Source organism: Pseudomonas sp. PME37.24/006 (assembly GCF_055556635.1).
Genome location: NZ_JBVHNL010000001.1, coordinates 862,940 through 881,578 on the forward strand (window position 1 = coordinate 862,940; position 18,639 = coordinate 881,578).

At 58.7% G+C, this 18,639-nt stretch carries 19 protein-coding genes; 13 read left to right on the forward strand and 6 right to left on the reverse strand.

Annotation, left to right across the window (positions count from 1 at the left end; translation table 11 throughout):
* The 3 genes from ACZ3GY_RS03905 to ACZ3GY_RS03915 form a co-directional block, all read right to left on the reverse strand.
* Positions 1-459 (reverse strand): tripartite tricarboxylate transporter TctB family protein, encoded by a 459-nt coding sequence (locus ACZ3GY_RS03905; protein ID WP_463564007.1) that lies wholly within the window; start codon positions 457-459, stop codon positions 1-3.
* Between the two features lie 91 nt (positions 460-550).
* Positions 551-1,534 (reverse strand): Bug family tripartite tricarboxylate transporter substrate binding protein, encoded by a 984-nt coding sequence (locus ACZ3GY_RS03910; RefSeq protein ID WP_463564008.1) that lies wholly within the window; start codon positions 1,532-1,534, stop codon positions 551-553.
* A 26-nt stretch (positions 1,535-1,560) separates the two neighbouring features.
* Entirely contained in the window at positions 1,561-2,826 is a 1,266-nt protein-coding gene (locus tag ACZ3GY_RS03915; RefSeq protein WP_465908998.1) for an OprD family porin, read from the reverse strand.
* A gap of 235 nt (positions 2,827-3,061) precedes the next feature.
* Here ACZ3GY_RS03915 and ACZ3GY_RS03920 point away from each other — a divergent pair, with 235 nt between their 5' ends.
* A complete protein-coding gene (locus ACZ3GY_RS03920; RefSeq protein ID WP_463564010.1) occupies positions 3,062-3,733 on the forward strand; it encodes a response regulator in 672 nt (223 codons plus the stop codon).
* Positions 3,726-5,117, forward strand: a complete 1,392-nt coding sequence (locus ACZ3GY_RS03925) for a sensor histidine kinase (RefSeq protein ID WP_463564011.1) — start codon at positions 3,726-3,728, stop codon at positions 5,115-5,117. Before ACZ3GY_RS03920 ends, ACZ3GY_RS03925 begins: the two co-directional genes overlap by 8 nt.
* Positions 5,118-5,156: 39 nt before the next feature.
* Here the strand turns inward: ACZ3GY_RS03925 and ACZ3GY_RS03930 are convergent, their stop codons facing one another.
* Positions 5,157-5,993, reverse strand: coding sequence for an HDOD domain-containing protein (locus ACZ3GY_RS03930; protein ID WP_463564012.1), 837 nt, complete (start codon positions 5,991-5,993; stop codon positions 5,157-5,159).
* Positions 5,994-6,041: 48 nt separating this feature from the next.
* Positions 6,042-6,983, reverse strand: coding sequence for a CAF17-like 4Fe-4S cluster assembly/insertion protein YgfZ (ygfZ, locus tag ACZ3GY_RS03935; protein ID WP_463564013.1), 942 nt, complete (start codon positions 6,981-6,983; stop codon positions 6,042-6,044).
* A gap of 170 nt (positions 6,984-7,153) precedes the next feature.
* Between ygfZ and ACZ3GY_RS03940 the strand changes: the two genes are divergently transcribed.
* Both ACZ3GY_RS03940 and ACZ3GY_RS03945 read left to right on the forward strand, forming a co-directional pair.
* Complete coding sequence (locus ACZ3GY_RS03940) at positions 7,154-7,408, forward strand: FAD assembly factor SdhE (protein ID WP_463564014.1); 255 nt, start codon at positions 7,154-7,156, stop codon at positions 7,406-7,408.
* Positions 7,392-7,844 carry a protein YgfX gene (locus tag ACZ3GY_RS03945; RefSeq protein ID WP_463564015.1) on the forward strand — a complete coding sequence of 151 codons (453 nt, stop codon included), beginning with the start codon at positions 7,392-7,394 and terminating at the stop codon, positions 7,842-7,844. Before ACZ3GY_RS03940 ends, ACZ3GY_RS03945 begins: the two co-directional genes overlap by 17 nt.
* Here the strand turns inward: ACZ3GY_RS03945 and nadB are convergent.
* On the reverse strand, positions 7,813-9,429 hold the full coding sequence (gene nadB, locus ACZ3GY_RS03950; RefSeq protein WP_463564016.1) for an L-aspartate oxidase: 1,617 nt from the start codon (positions 9,427-9,429) through the stop codon (positions 7,813-7,815). The two genes, ACZ3GY_RS03945 and nadB, sit on opposite strands and share 32 nt — an antisense overlap.
* A gap of 468 nt (positions 9,430-9,897) precedes the next feature.
* On the opposite strand from nadB, the gene rpoE reads away from it, so the two are divergent.
* From rpoE to era, 9 genes are all read left to right on the forward strand, one after another.
* Positions 9,898-10,479 carry an RNA polymerase sigma factor RpoE/AlgU gene (rpoE, locus tag ACZ3GY_RS03955; RefSeq protein ID WP_225834308.1) on the forward strand — a complete coding sequence of 194 codons (582 nt, stop codon included), beginning with the start codon at positions 9,898-9,900 and terminating at the stop codon, positions 10,477-10,479.
* A 31-nt stretch (positions 10,480-10,510) separates the two neighbouring features.
* The gene (locus tag ACZ3GY_RS03960; RefSeq protein ID WP_465908999.1) at positions 10,511-11,110 is read left to right on the forward strand and encodes a sigma-E factor negative regulatory protein; all 600 of its coding nucleotides are present in this window, start codon (positions 10,511-10,513) and stop codon (positions 11,108-11,110) included.
* 11 nt (positions 11,111-11,121) lie between these two features.
* On the forward strand, positions 11,122-12,078 hold the full coding sequence (locus ACZ3GY_RS03965) for a MucB/RseB C-terminal domain-containing protein (protein WP_465909000.1): 957 nt from the start codon (positions 11,122-11,124) through the stop codon (positions 12,076-12,078).
* A gap of 112 nt (positions 12,079-12,190) precedes the next feature.
* Positions 12,191-13,624 carry a DegQ family serine endoprotease gene (locus ACZ3GY_RS03970; protein ID WP_465909229.1) on the forward strand — a complete coding sequence of 478 codons (1,434 nt, stop codon included), beginning with the start codon at positions 12,191-12,193 and terminating at the stop codon, positions 13,622-13,624.
* A gap of 283 nt (positions 13,625-13,907) precedes the next feature.
* Positions 13,908-15,707 carry a translation elongation factor 4 gene (lepA, locus tag ACZ3GY_RS03975; RefSeq protein ID WP_463564019.1) on the forward strand — a complete coding sequence of 600 codons (1,800 nt, stop codon included), beginning with the start codon at positions 13,908-13,910 and terminating at the stop codon, positions 15,705-15,707.
* Between the two features lie 5 nt (positions 15,708-15,712).
* Positions 15,713-16,567, forward strand: a complete 855-nt coding sequence (gene lepB, locus ACZ3GY_RS03980) for a signal peptidase I (protein ID WP_463564020.1) — start codon at positions 15,713-15,715, stop codon at positions 16,565-16,567.
* A gap of 107 nt (positions 16,568-16,674) precedes the next feature.
* On the forward strand, positions 16,675-17,052 hold the full coding sequence (locus ACZ3GY_RS03985; protein WP_463564021.1) for a DUF4845 domain-containing protein: 378 nt from the start codon (positions 16,675-16,677) through the stop codon (positions 17,050-17,052).
* Positions 17,049-17,738 carry a ribonuclease III gene (gene rnc, locus ACZ3GY_RS03990; RefSeq protein WP_225834300.1) on the forward strand — a complete coding sequence of 230 codons (690 nt, stop codon included), beginning with the start codon at positions 17,049-17,051 and terminating at the stop codon, positions 17,736-17,738. Before ACZ3GY_RS03985 ends, rnc begins: the two co-directional genes overlap by 4 nt.
* Positions 17,731-18,633, forward strand: a complete 903-nt coding sequence (gene era, locus ACZ3GY_RS03995; protein ID WP_465909001.1) for a GTPase Era — start codon at positions 17,731-17,733, stop codon at positions 18,631-18,633. The genes rnc and era overlap by 8 nt, the downstream gene beginning before the upstream one ends.
* The last annotated feature ends 6 nt before the right edge of the window (positions 18,634-18,639 follow it).

Sequence of the window (18,639 nt, forward strand, 5' to 3'; positions counted from 1 at the left end):
TCAGATCTCCAGAGAGGACAGAATGCCCAGCGGCAGGGGAACGTCGAGAATCTTGTCGAACAGCAAGAACAGGCCGATCGACAACACCACACCGGAGATCAGGCTGGTCATCCACGTGCCCTCGTAGAGACGGGCCATGGCGATGCCGAACATCAGGCTGGCCGGAATGAAACCAAGTGGCTCGAACAGCGCGGCGTAGAGGGTGAAGATCGCCACGCAGCCAACCACCTTGCGGATCACGTGCTTGTCGAGCGGCGGCTCATCGCTGTGCGACGCGCTGCTGGATGGCTTCTTGACCAGCAGATAGATGGCGCCGAGCCCCAGGAGGATCAGCAGCAACAAGGGATAGGCGCGTGGGCCGACCGGCTCGTAAGAAAAGGGCGCGTGATAGCCCCAGGCGACGATGCCCAGCCCTGCACAGGCGAATAGCAACACCACGCCGAAGATGCGTTGTGACATGAGGAGATCCTTGTTTTTTGACAATGGCAAAAGCACCCCCTGGGCAATGCCCAGAGGATGACAAGAGTCGTGTGTGGTTAGCGTTGCCGTGTTACTGCTGGATCAGGCCGAATTCCTGGGCGAGTTCCTTGTACTGAGCAACCTGCTTCTTCACGTAGCCGTCGAGTTCTTCGCCGGTCATAGCGAACGGATACAACTGGCGATCTTCACGCAGCTTGGCGAAGTCCTCGGAAGCGAGCAGTTGGTCGAAGGAGTTCTTCCACCAAGCATAGGCTTCATCGCTGACTTTCGGGCCCAGGTAGAAGCCGCGAATTACCGGCCAGACCACTTCGTAGCCTTGCTCTTTGGCAGTCGGGATGCTGGCCACTACGTCACCGGGGAGGCGCTCTTCGGAGAACACCGCGAGAATGCGCATGTCGCCGCTTTCGATGTGTGGAACGGAGTCGGCAATGTCGGTACTGGCCACCTGAATGTGACCACCGAGCAATGCAGTGGCCAGCTCACCACCGCCTTCCATCGCCACGTAGCGCAGTTCACGCGGGTCGATGCCGGCAGCGCGGGCGATCAGTGCGGTCTGCATCCAGTCCTGGCTGCCGACGGTACCGCCGGAGCCAATGACGACTTTGCCCGGGTTGTCCTTGAGCGCCTTGACCAGGTCGTCCAGGGTCTTGTACGGAGAGTCATTACGTACCGCCAGTGCACCGTAGCTGGTGCCGATACCGGCCAGCCACTTCACGGCGTTCTCGTCGAAACGACCGAACTTGCCCTGCGCCAGGTTGAGCAGCGAACCGCTGGAGAATGCTGTGATGGTGCCGGCATCGGCAGGGCGCTGGGCGACCACTGCGTTGTAGGCCACTGCACCTACGCCACCAGGCATGTAGGTAACACGCATCGGCGACTTCAGCAGCTTGCTTTCTACCAGGGCGCTTTGCGCCAGTTTGCAGGTGAGGTCGAAGCCACCGCCAGGTGCTGCCGGTGCGATGCACTCGGGGCGGCGAGGTTCATCGGCCAACAGGGGGGCGGCGAAGGCCATGCAGGCTGCTGTCAGGGCTATACGGGTGAAGGCGGTTTTCATTCAGGATCCCTCTTTCTTATTGTGAGTTACCAAATCGGCAGTGTGTAGCCGACTATGATTCGGTTTTCGTCCGCATCGCGGGCGAAGTCGGAGCGGAAGCTGGCATTGCGCAGGCGCACGTAGACATCTTTCAGGGCGCCGCTCTGCACCACGTATTTGAATTCAATGTCGCGCTCCCACTCGCCGCCGGTCTGGTCGCTGCCGGCGATTTTGGCGTCGTCACCACTGATGTAGCGGGTCATGAAGCTCAGGCCTGGAATACCGACCTTGGCGAAGTCGAAATCGTAGCGGGCTTGCCAGGATCGCTCGTCGGCGTTGGCGAAGTCGTTGATCTGCACGAAGTTGACCAGGAACGGGTCGCTACCATCTATGTAGGCAAAACCAGTGTCGCCGCTCATGTCCTGGTAGCCCAGGCCGAACTTGTGGCCACTGATGGCATAACTGACCATACCGTTGAGGGCACGGTTATCGATCTTGCCGGCATTGGCCGCGCCGCTGTCATTGCTGATGGTCAGGCGCAGGTCGCTGGAGAGTACGCCAGCGCCCAGTGCATGTTTGGTCTGCAGCCCGAAGAAGTGCTGGCGGTAGATGTCATCCAGGTCAGCGAAGTAGTAGCGCCCGGTGATCTCTTTGCTGAAGGCATAATCGAGGCCGGCGAGGTCGAGGTGATCGGCCTTTATGTTGCCGGCATAGCGCCCGTTTTTGGCGTTGAGCACCAGGTCTTCGGAGTTGGTGGATGCGCGGTCGATGACCTTGTCCAGGCGCCCACCAGTGAAGGTCAGGCCGTCCAGCTCCGAGGAGGTCAGCAGGCCACCCTCGAACACTTGCGGCAGCAGGCGACTATCGCTGGCCTTGACCACGGGCAGTTCGGGAATGTGCGAGCCATAGCGCAGCTCGGTTTCGGAGACCTTGACCTTGGCTGTCAGGCCCAGGCGGGAGAATTCATCCGGCGTACCGCCGTCGTCCTGAACCGGAAGCAGGTCGGTACCGGTGCGGCCACCGCCAGAGTCCAGTTTGACGCCCAGCATGCCCATCGCGTCGACACCAAAACCGACAGTGCCTTCGGTGAAGCCGGAGCGCAGGTCGAGCAGGAAGCCCTGACCCCATTCTTCGCGCTTGTTCTGGCCGGTGCCTTCGCGGAAATCACGGTTCAGGTAGATATTGGTGGTGGTCAAGCTGGCGGAGCTGTCTTCGATGAAGGCGGCTTGAGCCATCGGGGCGAGCAGTGCGGTTGGTAGAGCGAGGCTGAGCAGACTCAAGGACGAGATAGCCTGGCGCGAGGCAGTCGGCATGTGTGGTAACTCCATTGTTATTTTTGTCACGATTGCACACCACTGTGCAGATCGTTCTATGGGCGGATCTGGCCACCCTGCGGTGATCCTAGAAGCCCAACCTTTCACCAACCTTTCAAGGGCGAAAGTTGTTGCATATGCGCCGTCATCGCACGCCGTAACTGCCAAGTTCGCGCGCTAACGGTAAACTCTTGCCAGACATGGCGGTCAGTCATGGTTCGGTGTGGAGGTTGCAGTGCGAATTCTGCTGGTCGAGGATCATCCGCAGTTGGCGGCGAGCGTTACCCAGGCGCTCAAGAGTGCCGGCTGGACCGTGGATGTTCTGCATGATGGCGTGGCTGCGGATCTGGCGCTGAGCAGCGAGGAATACGCTTTGGCGATCCTCGACGTGGGGCTGCCGCGAATGGACGGTTTCGAAGTGCTGACACGCCTGCGAGCGCGAGGCAAGACCGTGCCGGTGCTGATGCTCACCGCCCGCGGCGAGGTCAAGGATCGGGTGCACGGGCTCAATCTGGGGGCTGACGATTACCTGGCCAAGCCGTTCGAGCTGAGTGAGCTGGAGGCGCGGGTCAAAGCCCTGCTGCGGCGCAGCATGCTCGGTGGTGAGCAGCAGTTGCGCTGTGGTGATCTGGTCTATGACCTCGATACCCGACGTTTCACCTTGCTGGAAGAAAGCCTCAACCTGACGTCCCGTGAGCAGGCCGTGCTCGAAGCGATGATCGCCCGGCCGGGGCGGGTCATGAGCAAGGAGCAGTTGGCATCCCAGGTATTCGGTCTGGATGAGGACGCCAGCGCCGACTCCATCGAGATCTACGTTCATCGCCTGCGCAAGAAGCTCGAGGGCGGTGCGGTACGCATCGTCACCTTCCGTGGTCTCGGTTACCTGCTGGAAGCTACGGGTGGATAAACAGGGCAGTCTTCGTGGGAGGCTGATCCGGCGGCTTGCCGTGTTGTTCACGGTAATCCTGCTAGTCAGCAGCCTGACGGCTTATTGGAGCGCTCGGCATGCTGCAGATACGGCCTATGACCGTACTTTACTGGCCTCCGCACGAGCGATTTCCGACGGCCTCTATGCCGTGGAAGGCATGCTGAGCGCCAATGTGCCTTATATCGCTCTCGACACGTTCGCTTATGACAGCGCTGGGCGTATCTACTATCAGGTTCTGGGCCCCAACGGTGAGCAAGTGTCGGGGTATGAGGATCTGCCAGAAGCACCGCCAGACACCCTGCGAACCAACGATTACCCTGCCTTGGCCAAGTTCTACGATGGCGATTACCGCGGTCAGGGTGTGCGTCTGGTCAGCTTTCTGCAGCCGGTTAGCGAGCCTGGGTACAGCGGAATGGCTGAGATTCGTGTAGCAGAAACCCTGGGTGCCCGCGAACGCATGACCCGCGATTTGCTATTCGGCACGCTATGGCGCATGGGGTTACTGTCTCTGAGTGCGCTGCTGCTGGTCTGGTTGGCGGTCAGTGTCGGCCTGCGTCCGCTTGAGAGTCTACGGCGTACGGTGGCGGCACGGAGCAGCGACGATCTGCGCCCGTTACCCGATAACGATCTACCTCGAGAGCTGCTTCCGTTGGTCAATGCGCTGAATCAGTTCAATGGCCGTCTGCACGGGCTGTTCGAACGTCAGTCGCAGTTCATCGCTGACGCTTCTCACGAGTTGCGCACGCCATTGGCGGCACTCAAGGCCCGCGTAGAGCTCGGCCTGCGTGATCGCGAACCGGAGGTTTGGCACGCTACTCTAGAGGACGCAGCGCTGAATGCCGACCGCCTTACCCATCTGGCCAACCAGTTGCTGTCATTGGCGCGCATCGAAAGCGGTGCGCGCGCAATCGCCGAGGGTGGCGCGCTGCGACTGGATCTCAGTCAACTGGCTCGTGAACTGGGCATGGCACTGGCGCCGTTGGCGCATTCGCGCGGTGTCGCCCTGGCATTGGAGGCCGAGCAGCCTGTATGGATTCGTGGCGAACCGACGCTGCTCAACGAGTTGCTGTGCAACCTGGTCGACAATGCCATGGCCTATACCGAAGCAGGCGGCAACGTGATTTTGCGGGTGCTGAGGCCTGGCGTGCTAGAGGTCGAGGATGATGGGCCGGGGATTCCTGAAGAGGATCGGGAGCGGGTCTTTGAGCGTTTCTATCGGCGTCAGGTACATGGCTTGGGCGCAGGGCTTGGTTTGGCTATCGTCGGTGAGATATGTCGTGCGCACCGTGCTGACATTAGCCTGCATCAGGCCAGCCCTCAGGGCTTGCTAGTTCGTGTGGCGTTCCATAGCGAAGCGGATTGATCGACGAACCGGGGCGAGTAGAGGCTCGCCCCGTGGCCGCTACTGCAGCATGGTCATTGCAGCATCCATCGCTGCGGAAAGATCTTCGTCCGCGTGCAGATCCGTGTCCGGCTTGAGGCCCAGTTTGGCGAACGCCGGTACCTGATTCCAGTCGAGTTGCGTGTAGGGGTGTGGTGTGCCGAGGTAGCTCTGCAAGGTAGCCACCTGGACAATATCGACGTAGTCGACCTTCGCGCTGTCGCGGCTGAAGTTCAGGTGCTGGCTAGGCACGCAGGCGATCATTTCCGGAAACTCCCAGGTACGCAGGATCTTGTCGCCAATGATCGGATGAATCTGCTCGATCACGTGGTTGAGGCTGATCGAGTCTGCCAGTAGCTCGCTATGCTCTTCCGCATAGGTGAGGATCGGCAGCACACCAATCTGATGCACCAGTCCGGCGAGGGTCGCCTGATCCGGCATCAGGCGAGTGTAATGGCGGCTCAGTACGTGGCAGATGCCGGCGATCTCGGTGCTCTTGTTCCACACTTCGCGCATCTTGCGGTCAACCACATCGGTGGTGGCCTGGAACATCTGCTCCATCGCCAGGCCGGTGGCCAGGTTGCAAGTGTAGTTGATGCCGAGGCGGCCGATCGCCATCTGCAGGTCGGTGATTTCGCGATTAGTGCGCAGCAACGGGCTGTTCACCACCTTGATGATACGTGCGGTGAGCGCCGCATCGTTACCGATGACCTTGCTCAGCTCCGGGATGCCGACGTTCGGATCTTCCGCAGCCTCGCGAACCTTCAGGGCGACCTCGGGCAGGGTTGGCAGAACCAGCTCATCATTGTCGATGGCCCTGATCAGATCCAGCTGGACTTTCTCGGCGAGTTTGCTCATGAAATTCTCGTTGATGGCGTTGTGGTCGCGGACAGAATGCAGTGTACGTCAGCGTTGGATTTCGCGGTTGCTATCCAGCGTGTACGGCAGGTCGAGCAGGTCAAGCGGCAGGCCTTCCGGTGTGCCAAGATGGATGTTGCCATCCTTTGCCGCGTCCTCCTGCAGTACGGCCAGCAGCTCCACGCCATTGGCGCTGGGCGCAGCCAGTACCACCTCGCCCACTGCACTGCGGTGTACGGGCGAGAACAGTTCGGTGCCAGGTTGAGGTGCCTGATCAGCGGCTGAGGTCAGGCGATAGAGACGCCGCTTGAGTTTGCCCAGGTACTGCATGCGCGCAACGATTTCCTGCCCGGTGTAGCAACCCTTCTTGAAACTGACGCCGCCGACTGCCTGCAGGTTGATCATCTGTGGGATGAACAGCTCGCGGGTCGCCCCAGTCACCTGGCCGATGCCGGCGCGAATCTGTGCCAGCAGCCAGTCGTTGAGCGTTCCTTGGGGCAGTTGTTCGCTCAGTTGCAGGCGAATGCTTTCTGCCTGCTCGGCTGGCGTCCAGAGTTCTGCGCGGCCATCGCTCAGGCGGATGGCCAGCAGGCTCTCGGTGCTGGCAACACTGTCCGCTTCTGCTGCCAGCTCCAGGCCGAGTGCCTGCAGCGCGCCTTCGCCACCGCTCAGCCCGAAACGAACCCAGGTCTCGCTTTCATCGCCGAGCTTGGCTTTGGAAAACACCACGTATTTTTGCAAGTCAGCGAGCTGCGCTTCCAGCAAGTCACGATCCATGGCCAGCAGAAACCCTTCGACTACGCTGACGATGCGGAAACTGGAGAGCATCCGCCCTTTGGGCGTGCAGCGAGCGCCCAGGCTCGAGCCGCTGGTGCCCAGGTAGCTGATGTTGCAGGTGATCTGACCCTGCAGGAATTTCCCGGCATCGGGGCCGCGCACGGCGAGGATGCCTTCATGGGTGAGTGTGCAGAAGAAAGCGCTATCGGCCATGGTCGAGGGAATCGCAGGCAGAGAATGAGGCTGCCATGATAAGAGCAGCGACGAGCAGCAAGCTACAGGCAAACGCGTAGCAGGCTCAAAGGATCGCTAATACCAGGTGTTGACGCTGCTGTGACGTGTAGCTGTTGTTATACTGCCGGCCCTTTTCCAGGAGCAGCCCCATGGTCGATGCCACTGAACTTAATCGCCTCTTCTGGCATAGCCGGCGCGGCATGCTGGAGCTGGATGTGCTGCTGGTGCCCTTCGTTCGGGAGGTGTACCCCAACCTGAATGAGCAAGACCGCGCCCGTTACTGCAAGCTGCTCGAGTGTGAGGATCAGGACATGTTCGGCTGGTTTATGCAGCGCGGCGAACCCGAAGACGCGGATTTGCGCTACATCGTTCGCATGATTCTGGATCGTGTCCAGCCCAAATAAGCGCTTCGAATGCCACTGGCAACCGTCGCGACGGTTGCTGGAAGTTTATCTTTGCGCTCAAACACTGGCCTTGCTCACGCTACTCTTGGTCGACATTCCGTTCTGGGCGCGGATCTGTGGCGTATTGATGTGTTGTGCCCATGCCGCCTGTGCGATGCCTCGGCATGTGCTACTCAGTGGTTCTGACCCCTTTCGCGGGCTGCGTCATGACGACGACGGTTGGCAGGTGCGTCGTGAGGGCGGTGACTGGCTGCCGGTCACTCTATTGCCTGATAGTGTGGTGCTGCCGTGGCTGGTGATCGTCCGCTTGCGCCTTCCTGGTCAGTACCGCGTGCGCAGCCTTTGTCTTCCTGCAGATGCAATGCCCCGTGACGCACATCGGCGATTGCGTGTGCGCCTGAAGTTCAGTCGTCAGCGCTGGCGGGTCGCAGAATAGTGTCTTGAGCCACTGGCAGCAGCTCTGGGTAGTCCAGGGTGTAATGCAGGCCCCGTGATTCTTTGCGTTCCATCGCCGAAAGAATCATCAGTTCGGCCACCTGCGCCAGATTGCGCAGCTCGATCAGATCCCGGCTGACCTTGTAGTTACTGTAGAACTCGTCAATCTCGTCGAGCAGCAGGCGCACGCGATGCTGGGCGCGCTGCAGGCGCTTGGTGGTGCGCACGATACCGACGTAGTCCCACATGGAGCGCCGTAGCTCATCCCAGTTATGGGCGATGATCACGTCTTCGTCCGAATCGGTGACCTGGCTGGCGTCCCAGGATGGCAAACCCGTCGGCATCGGTACCTGATCCAGGTTGGCGACGATGTCGGCGGCTGCTGAACGGGCGTAGACGAAGCATTCGAGCAGTGAGTTGCTGGCCATTCGGTTGGCGCCGTGCAGCCCGGTGAAGCTGGTTTCGCCAATGGCATAAAGACCGGGCAAGTCGCTCCGTCCCGCTTGATCGACGAGCACGCCGCCGCAGGTGTAGTGCGCCGCAGGGACTACGGGGATTGGTTGCTGGGTGATGTCGATGCCGAATTCCAGGCAGCGCAGATAGACGGTAGGGAAGTGACTTTTGACGAAGTCGGCCGGCTTGTGGCTGATATCCAGATAGACGCAGTCGATACCCAGGCGCTTCATCTCATGGTCGATGGCGCGGGCAACGATGTCGCGTGGCGCCAGTTCCTCGCGGGTGTCGAAGCGCGGCATGAAGCGTTCACCGTTGGGCAAGCGCAGGAGGGCGCCTTCGCCACGCAGGGCTTCGGTGACCAGAAAGCTCTTGGCCTGCGGGTGATACAAACAGGTCGGGTGGAACTGGTTGAATTCCAGATTGCCGACCCGGCAGCCGGCACGCCAGGCCATGGCGATACCGTCACCGCAGGCGCCGTCCGGGTTGCTGGTATAGAGATAGACTTTGGCCGCACCGCCCGTGGCGAGAATCACGAAACGCGCATGATGGGTATCGACCTCACCACTGCGCCGATCCAGTACGTAGGCGCCCAGGCAGCGCTGTCCGTCTCGGCCTAACTTGCGCTCGGTGATCAGATCCACGGCCACACGCTGTTCGAGCAGTTCGACATTGCTGCGCTGGCGAGTGCGCTCAAGCAAAGTGTTGAAGATCGCAGCGCCGGTGGCATCGGCGGCGTGGATGATCCGTCGATGACTATGGCCACCTTCACGGGTCAGGTGGAACTCGAAGCCGCCATCTTCGCGATCATGCTCATCGTCGCGAGTGAAGGGCACACCTTGGTCGATCAGCCATTGAATGGCTTCGCGGCTGTGCTCCACGGTGAAGCGTACTGCATCTTCTCGGCACAGGCCGCCGCCAGCATTCAGTGTGTCATCGACGTGAGAATCGATGGTGTCGCTATCGTCCAGTACGGCTGCCACACCACCTTGAGCCCAATAAGTCGAGCCATTGGCCAGCTCGCCTTTGCTCAGCACGGCAATGCTCAGGTGCTCAGGGAGCGTCAGTGCCAAGGTCAGACCGGCGGCGCCGCTACCGATGACCAGAACGTCGTGCTGGAAATGTTGGCTCATTATTCGAATGTCCGCTGGATGCCGCCCACTAGTATATAGAGGGGGGCAACGGCACAATAGTCAGTCAGGTGGGCCACCTCGAATAGAAGGTGTATTGTGGAGGGCTGGCGATGTGCCTGCTTCACGGGTGTCCGCCAAACGTGGTGCTGGAGCTTCATATGCTCTGCTATAGCCGGGATGAACTTTCTTGGTCGTCAAGGTTCTATAGCGAGTCGCCCCGGAGAGGGATTATGTCTGGTGTGCCGGGAGAATGAAGGTCGCGTAAGCGGGTTCGTTTCGGTAAGTCAGGCGATCTAAGACTATTCACGCAGCAGGGACATGCCCTGGTGCGTTGTTTCGTGCAAAACCAAAATGTTTTGCGGGAAGCTTGTTCGGAGGGGGAGAACTTTTGCACATGGCTCGAGTCTATTTTTGCAGACCGATTCTCTGGCAGACGCTGACCTCCTACGGACTTAACGAGGAGTGTTCATGCTAACCCAGGAAGAGGATCAGCAGCTGGTCGAGCGCGTTCAGCGTGGTGACAAGCGTGCGTTTGATCTGTTGGTGCTGAAATACCAGCACAAGATTCTCGGGTTGATCGTGCGGTTCGTGCACGACACCCATGAAGCTCAGGATGTAGCCCAAGAAGCTTTCGTAAAAGCATATCGGGCGCTGGGAAACTTTCGCGGTGACAGTGCGTTCTATACATGGCTGTACCGCATCGCCATTAACACGGCGAAGAACCATCTGGTGTCACGCGGCCGCCGGCCGCCAGACAACGATGTAAGTGCAGAAGACGCAGAGTTCTACGATGGTGATCATGCCCTGAAGGACATCGAATCCCCCGAAAGAGCCTTGCTGAGGGATGAAATCGAAGCCACCGTGCATCGGAGCATCCAGCAACTGCCAGAAGATTTACGAACGGCGCTAACGTTACGTGAATTCGATGGTCTGAGTTATGAAGACATTGCGAGCGTCATGCAGTGTCCTGTTGGCACCGTGCGTTCGCGAATCTTTCGGGCGCGTGAAGCCATCGACAAGTCCCTGCAGCCGCTGTTGCAGGAAACCTGAGACAGCGGCGACAGCCAAGAGAGGAACCGCTATGAGTCGTGAAGCCCTGCAGGAATCGCTGTCCGCGGTGATGGATAACGAAGCGGATGAACTTGAACTTCGGCGTGTGCTCGGTGCGAGCGATGATGCCGAATTGCGTGCTACCTGGTCGCGCTACCAAGTAGCTCGCGCCGTGATGCACAAGGATCTGCTTGTGCCTCGGCTCGACATCGCCGCAGCCGTTTCCGCTGCCCTGGAAGATGATGTGGCGCCAGTTGCACAACAGCAGCAGGATAAAGTTGTGCGTGGCCCTTGGCGTAGCCTTGGACGCGTAGCTGTAGCTGCTACCGTAACCGTCGCAGTGCTGGCCGGTGTGCGCTTCTACAACCAAGATGATGTTGCCGGAGCCCAGCTGGCTCAGCAGCAGACTCAGCCATCCATTGCTCTGCCACAGGCTCAAGGCCCGGCTATTCTGGCGGGTTTCAACACCTCGGATCAGCAGCCGAGCGTTGAAACTGTGTCTGCAGAAGGCGAAGGCTGGCATGAGCAGCGTGTTCCTGAGTACCTGCGTCAGCATGCTCAGCAGTCTGCTCCTGGTGCTACCGAAAATGCACTGCCGTTTGCCCGGTCTGCGAGTGTAGAAGAGCGCTAAGAAGGACGCGCATGCGCCTCGTTCCCGCTACTTCCTTCTTGATGCTCGGCAGCTTTTTGGCGATTCCTGCCATGGCTGCCGATGCTCAGGACTGGCTGCAACGCTTGAATACTGCCGAAGCCAGCCAAAGTTTTCAGGGCACCTTCGTTTACGAACGCAACGGTAACCTCTCCACTCACAGTATCTGGCGTCAGGTTGAGCCTGGCGGCGGCGTGCGCGAGCGGCTGCTAAAACTTGATGGTGTACCTCAGGAAGTGCTGAGGGTGGATGGGCAGGCGCAATGCGTTAGTGGTGCGTCGCCCGTCGAGTTTGTCGATGGTCAAGCTTGGCCTGGCCATGAGCTGGACACCGAGCAACTCGGTGAGTGGTACGAGATACGAGTGACCGGCGAATCGCGTGTGGCGGGGCGTCAGTCTGTCGTTCTCGGGTTAGTGCCTCGTGATAAACACCGGTATGGTGTCGAGTTGCACCTGGATCGTGAAACAGGTCTGCCGCTAAAGTCGTTGCTTGTCAGCGATAAGGGCGTGCTGCTCGAGCGTTTACAGTTCACTGAGCTGGAAACCGGCAACTCCCAGCATGCGGCGGTTTTGCAGCCTTCTGCCAACTGCGCGCCCGTACGCGTCATAAAAACCCAAAAAAAACAGCCGGAGCTCTGGCGCTCCGACTGGCTGCCGCCTGGTTTTAGCCTCAGCGCTGTGACCCAGCGGCGTAGTCCCGTCTCCGCAGACAGCGTCGACTGTCTGATTTACGATGATGGGCTAGCCCGTTTTTCCGTATTCCTCGAGCCCTTGCATGGTGCAGCGGTTGCCGACGCGCGCAGCCAGTCAGGGCCTACCGTAGTTGTTTCACGCCGCCTGACAACCGATGGCGGAGATGTCATGGTAACGGTGGTGGGGGAGATTCCGCTGGGAACGGCGGAGCGTGTCGCCATGTCGATGCGTGCCGACGATGCGCATGTAACGCCATAAGGATCGACGATAACGATCAAGGTTGATGTTGCCGCTATATCGTCATGTTCTGTTGTACCGATGGCCCCTCAGGGGCTCGTTTGTTCTGGATGGGGAAGCAACTGTAATGTCGATGCCTAGCCTGAAAACCTACGCTGCCGCGCTATTTGCGGTGTTCATGATGGGCCAGTCCGTTGCTGTGCACGCGCAGTTGCCGGACTTCGCGCCACTCGTCGAAGCCGCTTCGCCTGCCGTGGTCAATATCAGTACCCGACAAAAAGTACCCAATGCCGTTGCCGGTAATGGTGGTCTCGCCATGCCTGATCTCGAAGGCTTGCCGCCAATGTTTCGCGAGTTTTTCGAACGCAATATTCCCCAGACACCCCGCTCGCCAGGTGGCGGTGGTCGTCAGCGTGAGGCGCAGTCACTGGGCTCTGGTTTCATCATTTCCAAGGATGGCTACATCCTGACCAACAATCATGTGGTTGCCGATGCTGATGAGATCATCGTGCGTTTGTCCGACCGCAGCGAGTTGGAAGCCAAACTGGTAGGCACCGATCCGCGCAGCGACGTAGCCTTGTTGAAGGTTGATGCTGATGATCTGCCCATTGTGAAACTGGGTAACTCAGACAATCTCAAAGTAGGTGAGTGGGTGTTGGCTATTGGCTCTCCCTTTGGCTTCGATCATTCGGTGACTGCCGGTATCGTCAGCGCTAAAGGCCGCAGCCTGCCGAACGAAAGTTATGTACCGTTCATTCAGACTGACGTGGCGATCAATCCCGGTAACTCAGGCGGCCCGCTGTTTAACCTGGATGGCGAAGTAGTCGGTATCAACTCGCAGATATTTACCCGCTCCGGTGGTTTCATGGGCCTGTCCTTCGCCATTCCGATGAGTGTGGCAATGGATGTGGCTGATCAGCTGAAGAGTAGCGGTAAGGTCAGCCGTGGCTGGTTGGGCGTAGTCATTCAAGAGGTGAACAAGGATCTCGCAGAGTCCTTTGGGCTGGAGAAGCCGGCTGGTGCGTTGGTCGCTCAGGTGCTTGAGGACGGTCCGGCCGCCAAGGGCGGTTTGCAGGTGGGGGATGTGATCCTCAGCTTGGATGGCAAACCGATCATCATGTCCGCTGATCTGCCTCATCTTGTCGGTGCTTTGAAGCCGGGTACCAAAGCCAATCTGGAAATTGTCCGTGAGGGTGCCCGCAAAAACCTGAAAATGGCCGTTGGGACGATGCCGGCCGATGATGGCGACGAAGCCGCTGAAAGCGCTACGCCGAGTGCCGAGCGCAGCAGTAACCGTCTTGGTGTCAGTGTCGCCGAGCTTACCGATGAGCAGAAGAAAGCCCTCGATCTGAAAGGTGGCGTGGTCATTCGCGAAGTGCAGGACGGTCCTGCGGCCCTGATAGGCCTGCGCCCTGGTGATGTGATTACGCATCTGAATAATCAGGCAATCGGTTCGGCGAAGAATTTCACCGAGGTCGCGCAGTCGCTACCGAAGAATCGTTCGGTCTCTATGCGCGTGCTGCGTCAGGGGCGCGCCAGTTTCATCACCTTCAAACTGGCTGAATGAGTCTGCCTGAATTAGTGGTGCTTAATAGCGGCTTTCGTTAGTCGTGACAAAGGGGCGATGAGAGTCGCCCCTTTTTTGTGGCTGGCTATTTGTGATGCCACCAGTAGGGCTGCCATTGGCGTCACGAGAAAATTCCCTCTGCCTATTTTGTTTCCGGGCGTGGTCGTGCGGGCAAATAGCTCGGTCAAGCGCTTGTCCCGACGTGACGTAGGGGCAGCCACTCGGTTAAACTTCGGCGCTATTTTCGGCGGGCAGTCGCCTGCGGCCTTTTGAGTGTTGTCCTGTGAGTGACCTGAGTCATATCCGCAATTTTTCCATCATTGCCCACATTGACCACGGCAAGTCGACGCTGGCTGACCGGTTCATCCAGATGTGCGGCGGTCTGACTGCGCGTGAGATGGAGGCCCAAGTTCTCGATTCCATGGATCTGGAACGTGAGCGCGGCATTACCATCAAGGCCCACAGCGTCACCCTGTATTACAAGGCGCAGGACGGCATCACGTACCAGTTGAATTTCATTGATACGCCCGGCCACGTAGACTTCACCTATGAGGTGAGCCGTTCTCTGGCCGCCTGTGAAGGTGCATTGCTGGTGGTCGATGCCGGCCAGGGCGTGGAAGCGCAATCGGTCGCCAACTGCTACACCGCCATCGAGCAGGGCTTGGAAGTCATGCCCGTGCTGAACAAGATGGATTTGCCGCAGGCCGATCCGGATCGCGTCAAGGACGAGATCGAGAAGATTATCGGCATCGACGCCACCGATGCTGTCGCCTGTAGTGCCAAGAGCGGCATGGGCGTCGACGAAGTACTCGAGCGTCTTGTAAAGACTATCCCCGCGCCGACGGGCGATATCGAGGCGCCGCTGCAGGCGCTGATCATCGACTCCTGGTTTGACAACTACCTCGGGGTTGTCTCCCTGGTGCGTGTACGTCATGGTCGGGTGAAGAAGGGCGACAAGATTCTGGTCAAGTCCACCGGCAAGGTGCATTTGGTCGACAGTGTGGGGGTCTTCAATCCCAAGCACACCGCAACCGCTGATCTCAAAGCGGGTGAGGTGGGCTTCATCATTGCCAGCATCAAGGATATTCACGGTGCACCGGTGGGCGATACGCTGACCCTCAGCTCGACACCCGACGTCGACATGCTGCCGGGCTTCAAACGCATCCAACCGCAGGTCTACGCTGGCTTATTCCCGGTGAGCTCCGAGGATTTCGAAGACTTCCGCGATGCGCTGCAGAAGCTGACCCTCAACGACTCGTCGTTGCAGTATCTGCCAGAAAGCTCCGACGCCTTAGGCTTCGGTTTCCGGTGCGGCTTCCTGGGCATGCTGCACATGGAAATTATCCAGGAGCGCCTGGAGCGCGAGTACGATCTGGATCTGATCACCACGGCGCCTAGCGTAATTTTCGAGGTCGTGCTCAAGACCGGTGAAACGATTTACGTCGATAACCCGTCCAAGCTGCCGGATGTGTCGTCGGTCGAGGATTTCCGTGAGCCGATCGTGCAGGCAACCATTCTGGTGCCGCAGGAACACCTGGGTAACGTTATCACCCTATGTATCGAGAAGCGTGGCGTTCAGCGGGATATGCAGTTCCTTGGCACCCAGGTTCAGGTTCGCTATGACCTGCCGATGAATGAAGTGGTACTCGACTTCTTCGACCGTCTGAAGTCCACCAGCCGTGGCTATGCTTCGCTGGATTACCATTTCGACCGCTACCAGTCGGCTAACCTGGTCAAGCTGGACGTGCTGATCAACGGTGACAAGGTCGATGCCTTGGCGCTGATCGTGCACAAAGATAACGCCCACTACAAAGGGCGTCAGTTGACCGAGAAGATGAAAGAGCTGATCCCTCGGCAGATGTTCGATGTGGCTATTCAGGCCGCCATTGGCGGGCAGATTGTCGCGCGTACCACTGTCAAGGCACTGCGTAAGAACGTTCTGGCCAAGTGCTATGGCGGTGATGTAAGCCGTAAGCGCAAGCTGTTGGAAAAACAGAAGGCCGGTAAGAAGCGCATGAAGCAAGTGGGCAACGTGGAAATTCCACAAGAAGCCTTCCTTGCTGTACTCAAGTTGGATAGTTAGGGCCTATGTCATTTAATTTTCCGCTGTTGTTGGTCATCGCCGTCGCCGTGTGCGGCGCGTTGGCCCTGTTTGATCTGGTCTTTCTGGCGCCTCGGCGTCGTGCGGCGATCGCCAGCTATCAGGGCAAGGTCGAGCAAGCCGACGAGGCAGTGGTCGAGAAACTCAATAAAGAGCCCTTGCTGGTCGAATACGGCAAGTCGTTCTTTCCGGTACTGGCCATCGTGCTGGTGCTGCGCTCCTTTCTGGTTGAGCCGTTCCAGATTCCATCTGGCTCGATGATCCCGACTCTTGAGGTTGGCGATTTCATCCTAGTCAACAAGTTCGCCTACGGTATTCGCCTGCCGGTGCTGGACACCAAGGTGATCGAAGTTGGTGACCCGCAGCGTGGTGACGTGATGGTGTTCCGCTACCCGAGCGACCCCAACGTCAACTACATCAAACGGGTGATTGGTCTGCCGGGTGATCATGTGCGTTACAGCAGCGACAAGCATCTGTTCGTCAATGGCAAGCCGGTCGCCGAGCAACTGATCGGTGAAGAACCGGGCAGCCTGGGCAGTGCCACGCTTTACAGCGAGCACCTGGGTGAAGTGGAACACCGCATCCGCAAGGAAATGAGCCGATACCGCGCTGAGCCTGGTAAAGAGTGGACGATTCCTGCAGGCCATTACTTCATGATGGGCGACAACCGCGACAACTCCAACGACAGCCGCTACTGGAATGACCCGAACATTCCCAAAGATGTACTGGGCATGGTTCCGGATCGCAATATTGTCGGCAAGGCGTTCGCCATCTGGATGAGTTGGCCGGATCCGAAGTTCAGCCATTTGCCGAACGTCTCTCGTTTCGGGCTTATTCACTGATCTGATGAATATTTGCGGCGTCGTTCAATACGGCGCCGTCAGCTATCTATAGTCTTCTCATGCGCCCGACGCGCATGACTTGAACTACTTGGATATTGGGGAAAAACATGAAATTCGCACGCTCGCAGCAAGGTCTGTCGATTGTGAGTTGGCTGGTTGTGCTTGCTGTGGTGGCATTTCTCGCCAGCACCGCGTTCAAGGTGATCCCGCATTACCTCGACTACATGTCGATGGAGAAGATCATCACCTCGGTGGAAACCGACAAGTTGCAGGAAGTCAGAACCGTGGGTGATTTCTACTCCCACGTCAGCCGTGGCATGACGGTTAACAGCATCCGCGACCTGAACATGCAGGACGTCTTGAAGGTGACCATCGAGAATAACGAGTTTCTCGCCCACCTGAAGTATGAAAAACGTGAATCGCTGATCGAGAATCTCGATCTGGTGGTTAATTTCGATAAAGAATTCCGTGTGCGTATGCCGTGAGTGTTTCGTTGACCCGCCTTGAGCGACAGCTCGGGCACACTTTCAAAGATCAGGATCTGATGATTCTGGCGCTGACCCACCGCAGCTTTGCCGGGCGCAATAACGAGCGCCTGGAGTTTCTCGGTGATGCCATCCTCAACTTCGTTGCCGGTGAAGCGCTCTACGAGCGCTTTCCCCTTGCCCGTGAAGGCCAGCTTTCGAGGCTGCGTGCGCGGTTGGTCAAGGGGGAAACCCTGGCCGTACTGGCGCGTGGTTTCGATCTGGGTGAGTACCTGCGATTGGGCTCTGGCGAGCTGAAGAGTGGCGGATTTCGTCGTGATTCGATCCTCGCCGATGCGCTGGAAGCCCTGATCGGTGCCATCTATCTAGATGTCGGCATGGATATCGCCCGTGAGCGAGTCTTGGCCTGGCTGACCAACGAACTGGACAGCCTGACCCTGGTCGATACCAATAAAGATCCCAAGACTCGCCTGCAGGAATTCCTGCAGTCACGTGCCTGCGAGCTGCCGCGTTATGAGGTGGTCGACATTCAGGGCGAGCCTCATTGCCGGACGTTCGTGGTCGAGTGTGAGATCAATCTACTCAATGATAAAACCCTTGGCCAAGGCGCCAGTCGCCGTATTGCCGAACAGGTAGCGGCGACGGCAGCGCTGATCGCTCTGGGTGTGGAGAACGGCAATGACTGATACGCCTGTAACACGCTGTGGCTACGTCGCCATCGTTGGCCGGCCCAACGTGGGCAAGTCGACGTTGCTCAATCACATCCTCGGCCAGAAGCTGGCGATCACGTCGCGCAAGCCGCAGACCACCCGCCATAACATGCTCGGCATTAAAACCGAGGGTGACGTGCAAGCCATCTACGTCGATACACCCGGCTTGCACAAGAACAACGAGAAAGCGCTCAACCGCTACATGAACAAGAACGCCTCGTCGGCTCTCAAGGATGTCGACGTGGTGATCTTCGTGGTCGATCGTACCCGGTGGACCGACGAAGACCAGATGGTGCTCGAACGTGTGCAATACGTAGAGGGCCCGGTGATCCTGGCGGTCAACAAGACCGACCGTCTGGACGACAAGGCCGACCTGATGCCGCACCTGAAGTGGCTGGCCGAGCAGTTGCCGAATGCCGAGATCGTGCCGGTATCCGCGCAGCAGGGGCACAATCTGGATTCCCTGGAAAAGCTGGTGGGCGATCGTTTGCCCGAAGGTGTGCACTTCTTCCCGGAAGACCAGATCACCGATCGCTCCGGGCGCTTCTTCGCTGCCGAGCTGGTACGCGAAAAGATCATGCGTCAGTTGGGCGCTGAGCTGCCTTACCAGATCACCGTGGAAATCGAAGAGTTCAAACGCGAAGGACGGATCATGCACATCCATGCACTGATCCTGGTCGAGCGTGATGGGCAGAAGAAGATCATCATTGGTGAAAAGGGCGAGCGCATCAAACGCATTGGTCAGGATGCGCGCAAGGACATGGAGTTGATGTTCGACACCAAGGTCATGCTCAACCTCTGGGTCAAGGTCAAAAGCGGCTGGTCCGACGACGAGCGCGCCCTGCGTTCTCTGGGCTACGACAATATCTGACCCGGC

Excerpts from the sequence above, each read along its gene's own strand:
- ACZ3GY_RS03905 (WP_463564007.1), bottom strand. The coding sequence starts at position 459 with ATGTCACAACGCATCTTCGGCGTGGTGTTGCTATTCGCCTGTGCAGGG.
- ACZ3GY_RS03910 (WP_463564008.1), bottom strand. The coding sequence starts at position 1,534 with ATGAAAACCGCCTTCACCCGTATAGCCCTGACAGCAGCCTGCATGGCC.
- ACZ3GY_RS03915 (WP_465908998.1), bottom strand. The coding sequence starts at position 2,826 with ATGCCGACTGCCTCGCGCCAGGCTATCTCGTCCTTGAGTCTGCTCAGC.
- ACZ3GY_RS03930 (WP_463564012.1), bottom strand. The coding sequence starts at position 5,993 with ATGAGCAAACTCGCCGAGAAAGTCCAGCTGGATCTGATCAGGGCCATC.
- ygfZ (WP_463564013.1), bottom strand. The coding sequence starts at position 6,983 with ATGGCCGATAGCGCTTTCTTCTGCACACTCACCCATGAAGGCATCCTC.
- ACZ3GY_RS03940 (WP_463564014.1), top strand. The coding sequence starts at position 7,154 with ATGGTCGATGCCACTGAACTTAATCGCCTCTTCTGGCATAGCCGGCGC.
- nadB (WP_463564016.1), bottom strand. The coding sequence starts at position 9,429 with ATGAGCCAACATTTCCAGCACGACGTTCTGGTCATCGGTAGCGGCGCC.
- rpoE (WP_225834308.1), top strand. The coding sequence starts at position 9,898 with ATGCTAACCCAGGAAGAGGATCAGCAGCTGGTCGAGCGCGTTCAGCGT.
- ACZ3GY_RS03960 (WP_465908999.1), top strand. The coding sequence starts at position 10,511 with ATGAGTCGTGAAGCCCTGCAGGAATCGCTGTCCGCGGTGATGGATAAC.
- ACZ3GY_RS03965 (WP_465909000.1), top strand. The coding sequence starts at position 11,122 with ATGCGCCTCGTTCCCGCTACTTCCTTCTTGATGCTCGGCAGCTTTTTG.
- ACZ3GY_RS03970 (WP_465909229.1), top strand. The coding sequence starts at position 12,191 with ATGCCTAGCCTGAAAACCTACGCTGCCGCGCTATTTGCGGTGTTCATG.
- lepB (WP_463564020.1), top strand. The coding sequence starts at position 15,713 with ATGTCATTTAATTTTCCGCTGTTGTTGGTCATCGCCGTCGCCGTGTGC.
- ACZ3GY_RS03985 (WP_463564021.1), top strand. The coding sequence starts at position 16,675 with ATGAAATTCGCACGCTCGCAGCAAGGTCTGTCGATTGTGAGTTGGCTG.
- era (WP_465909001.1), top strand. The coding sequence starts at position 17,731 with ATGACTGATACGCCTGTAACACGCTGTGGCTACGTCGCCATCGTTGGC.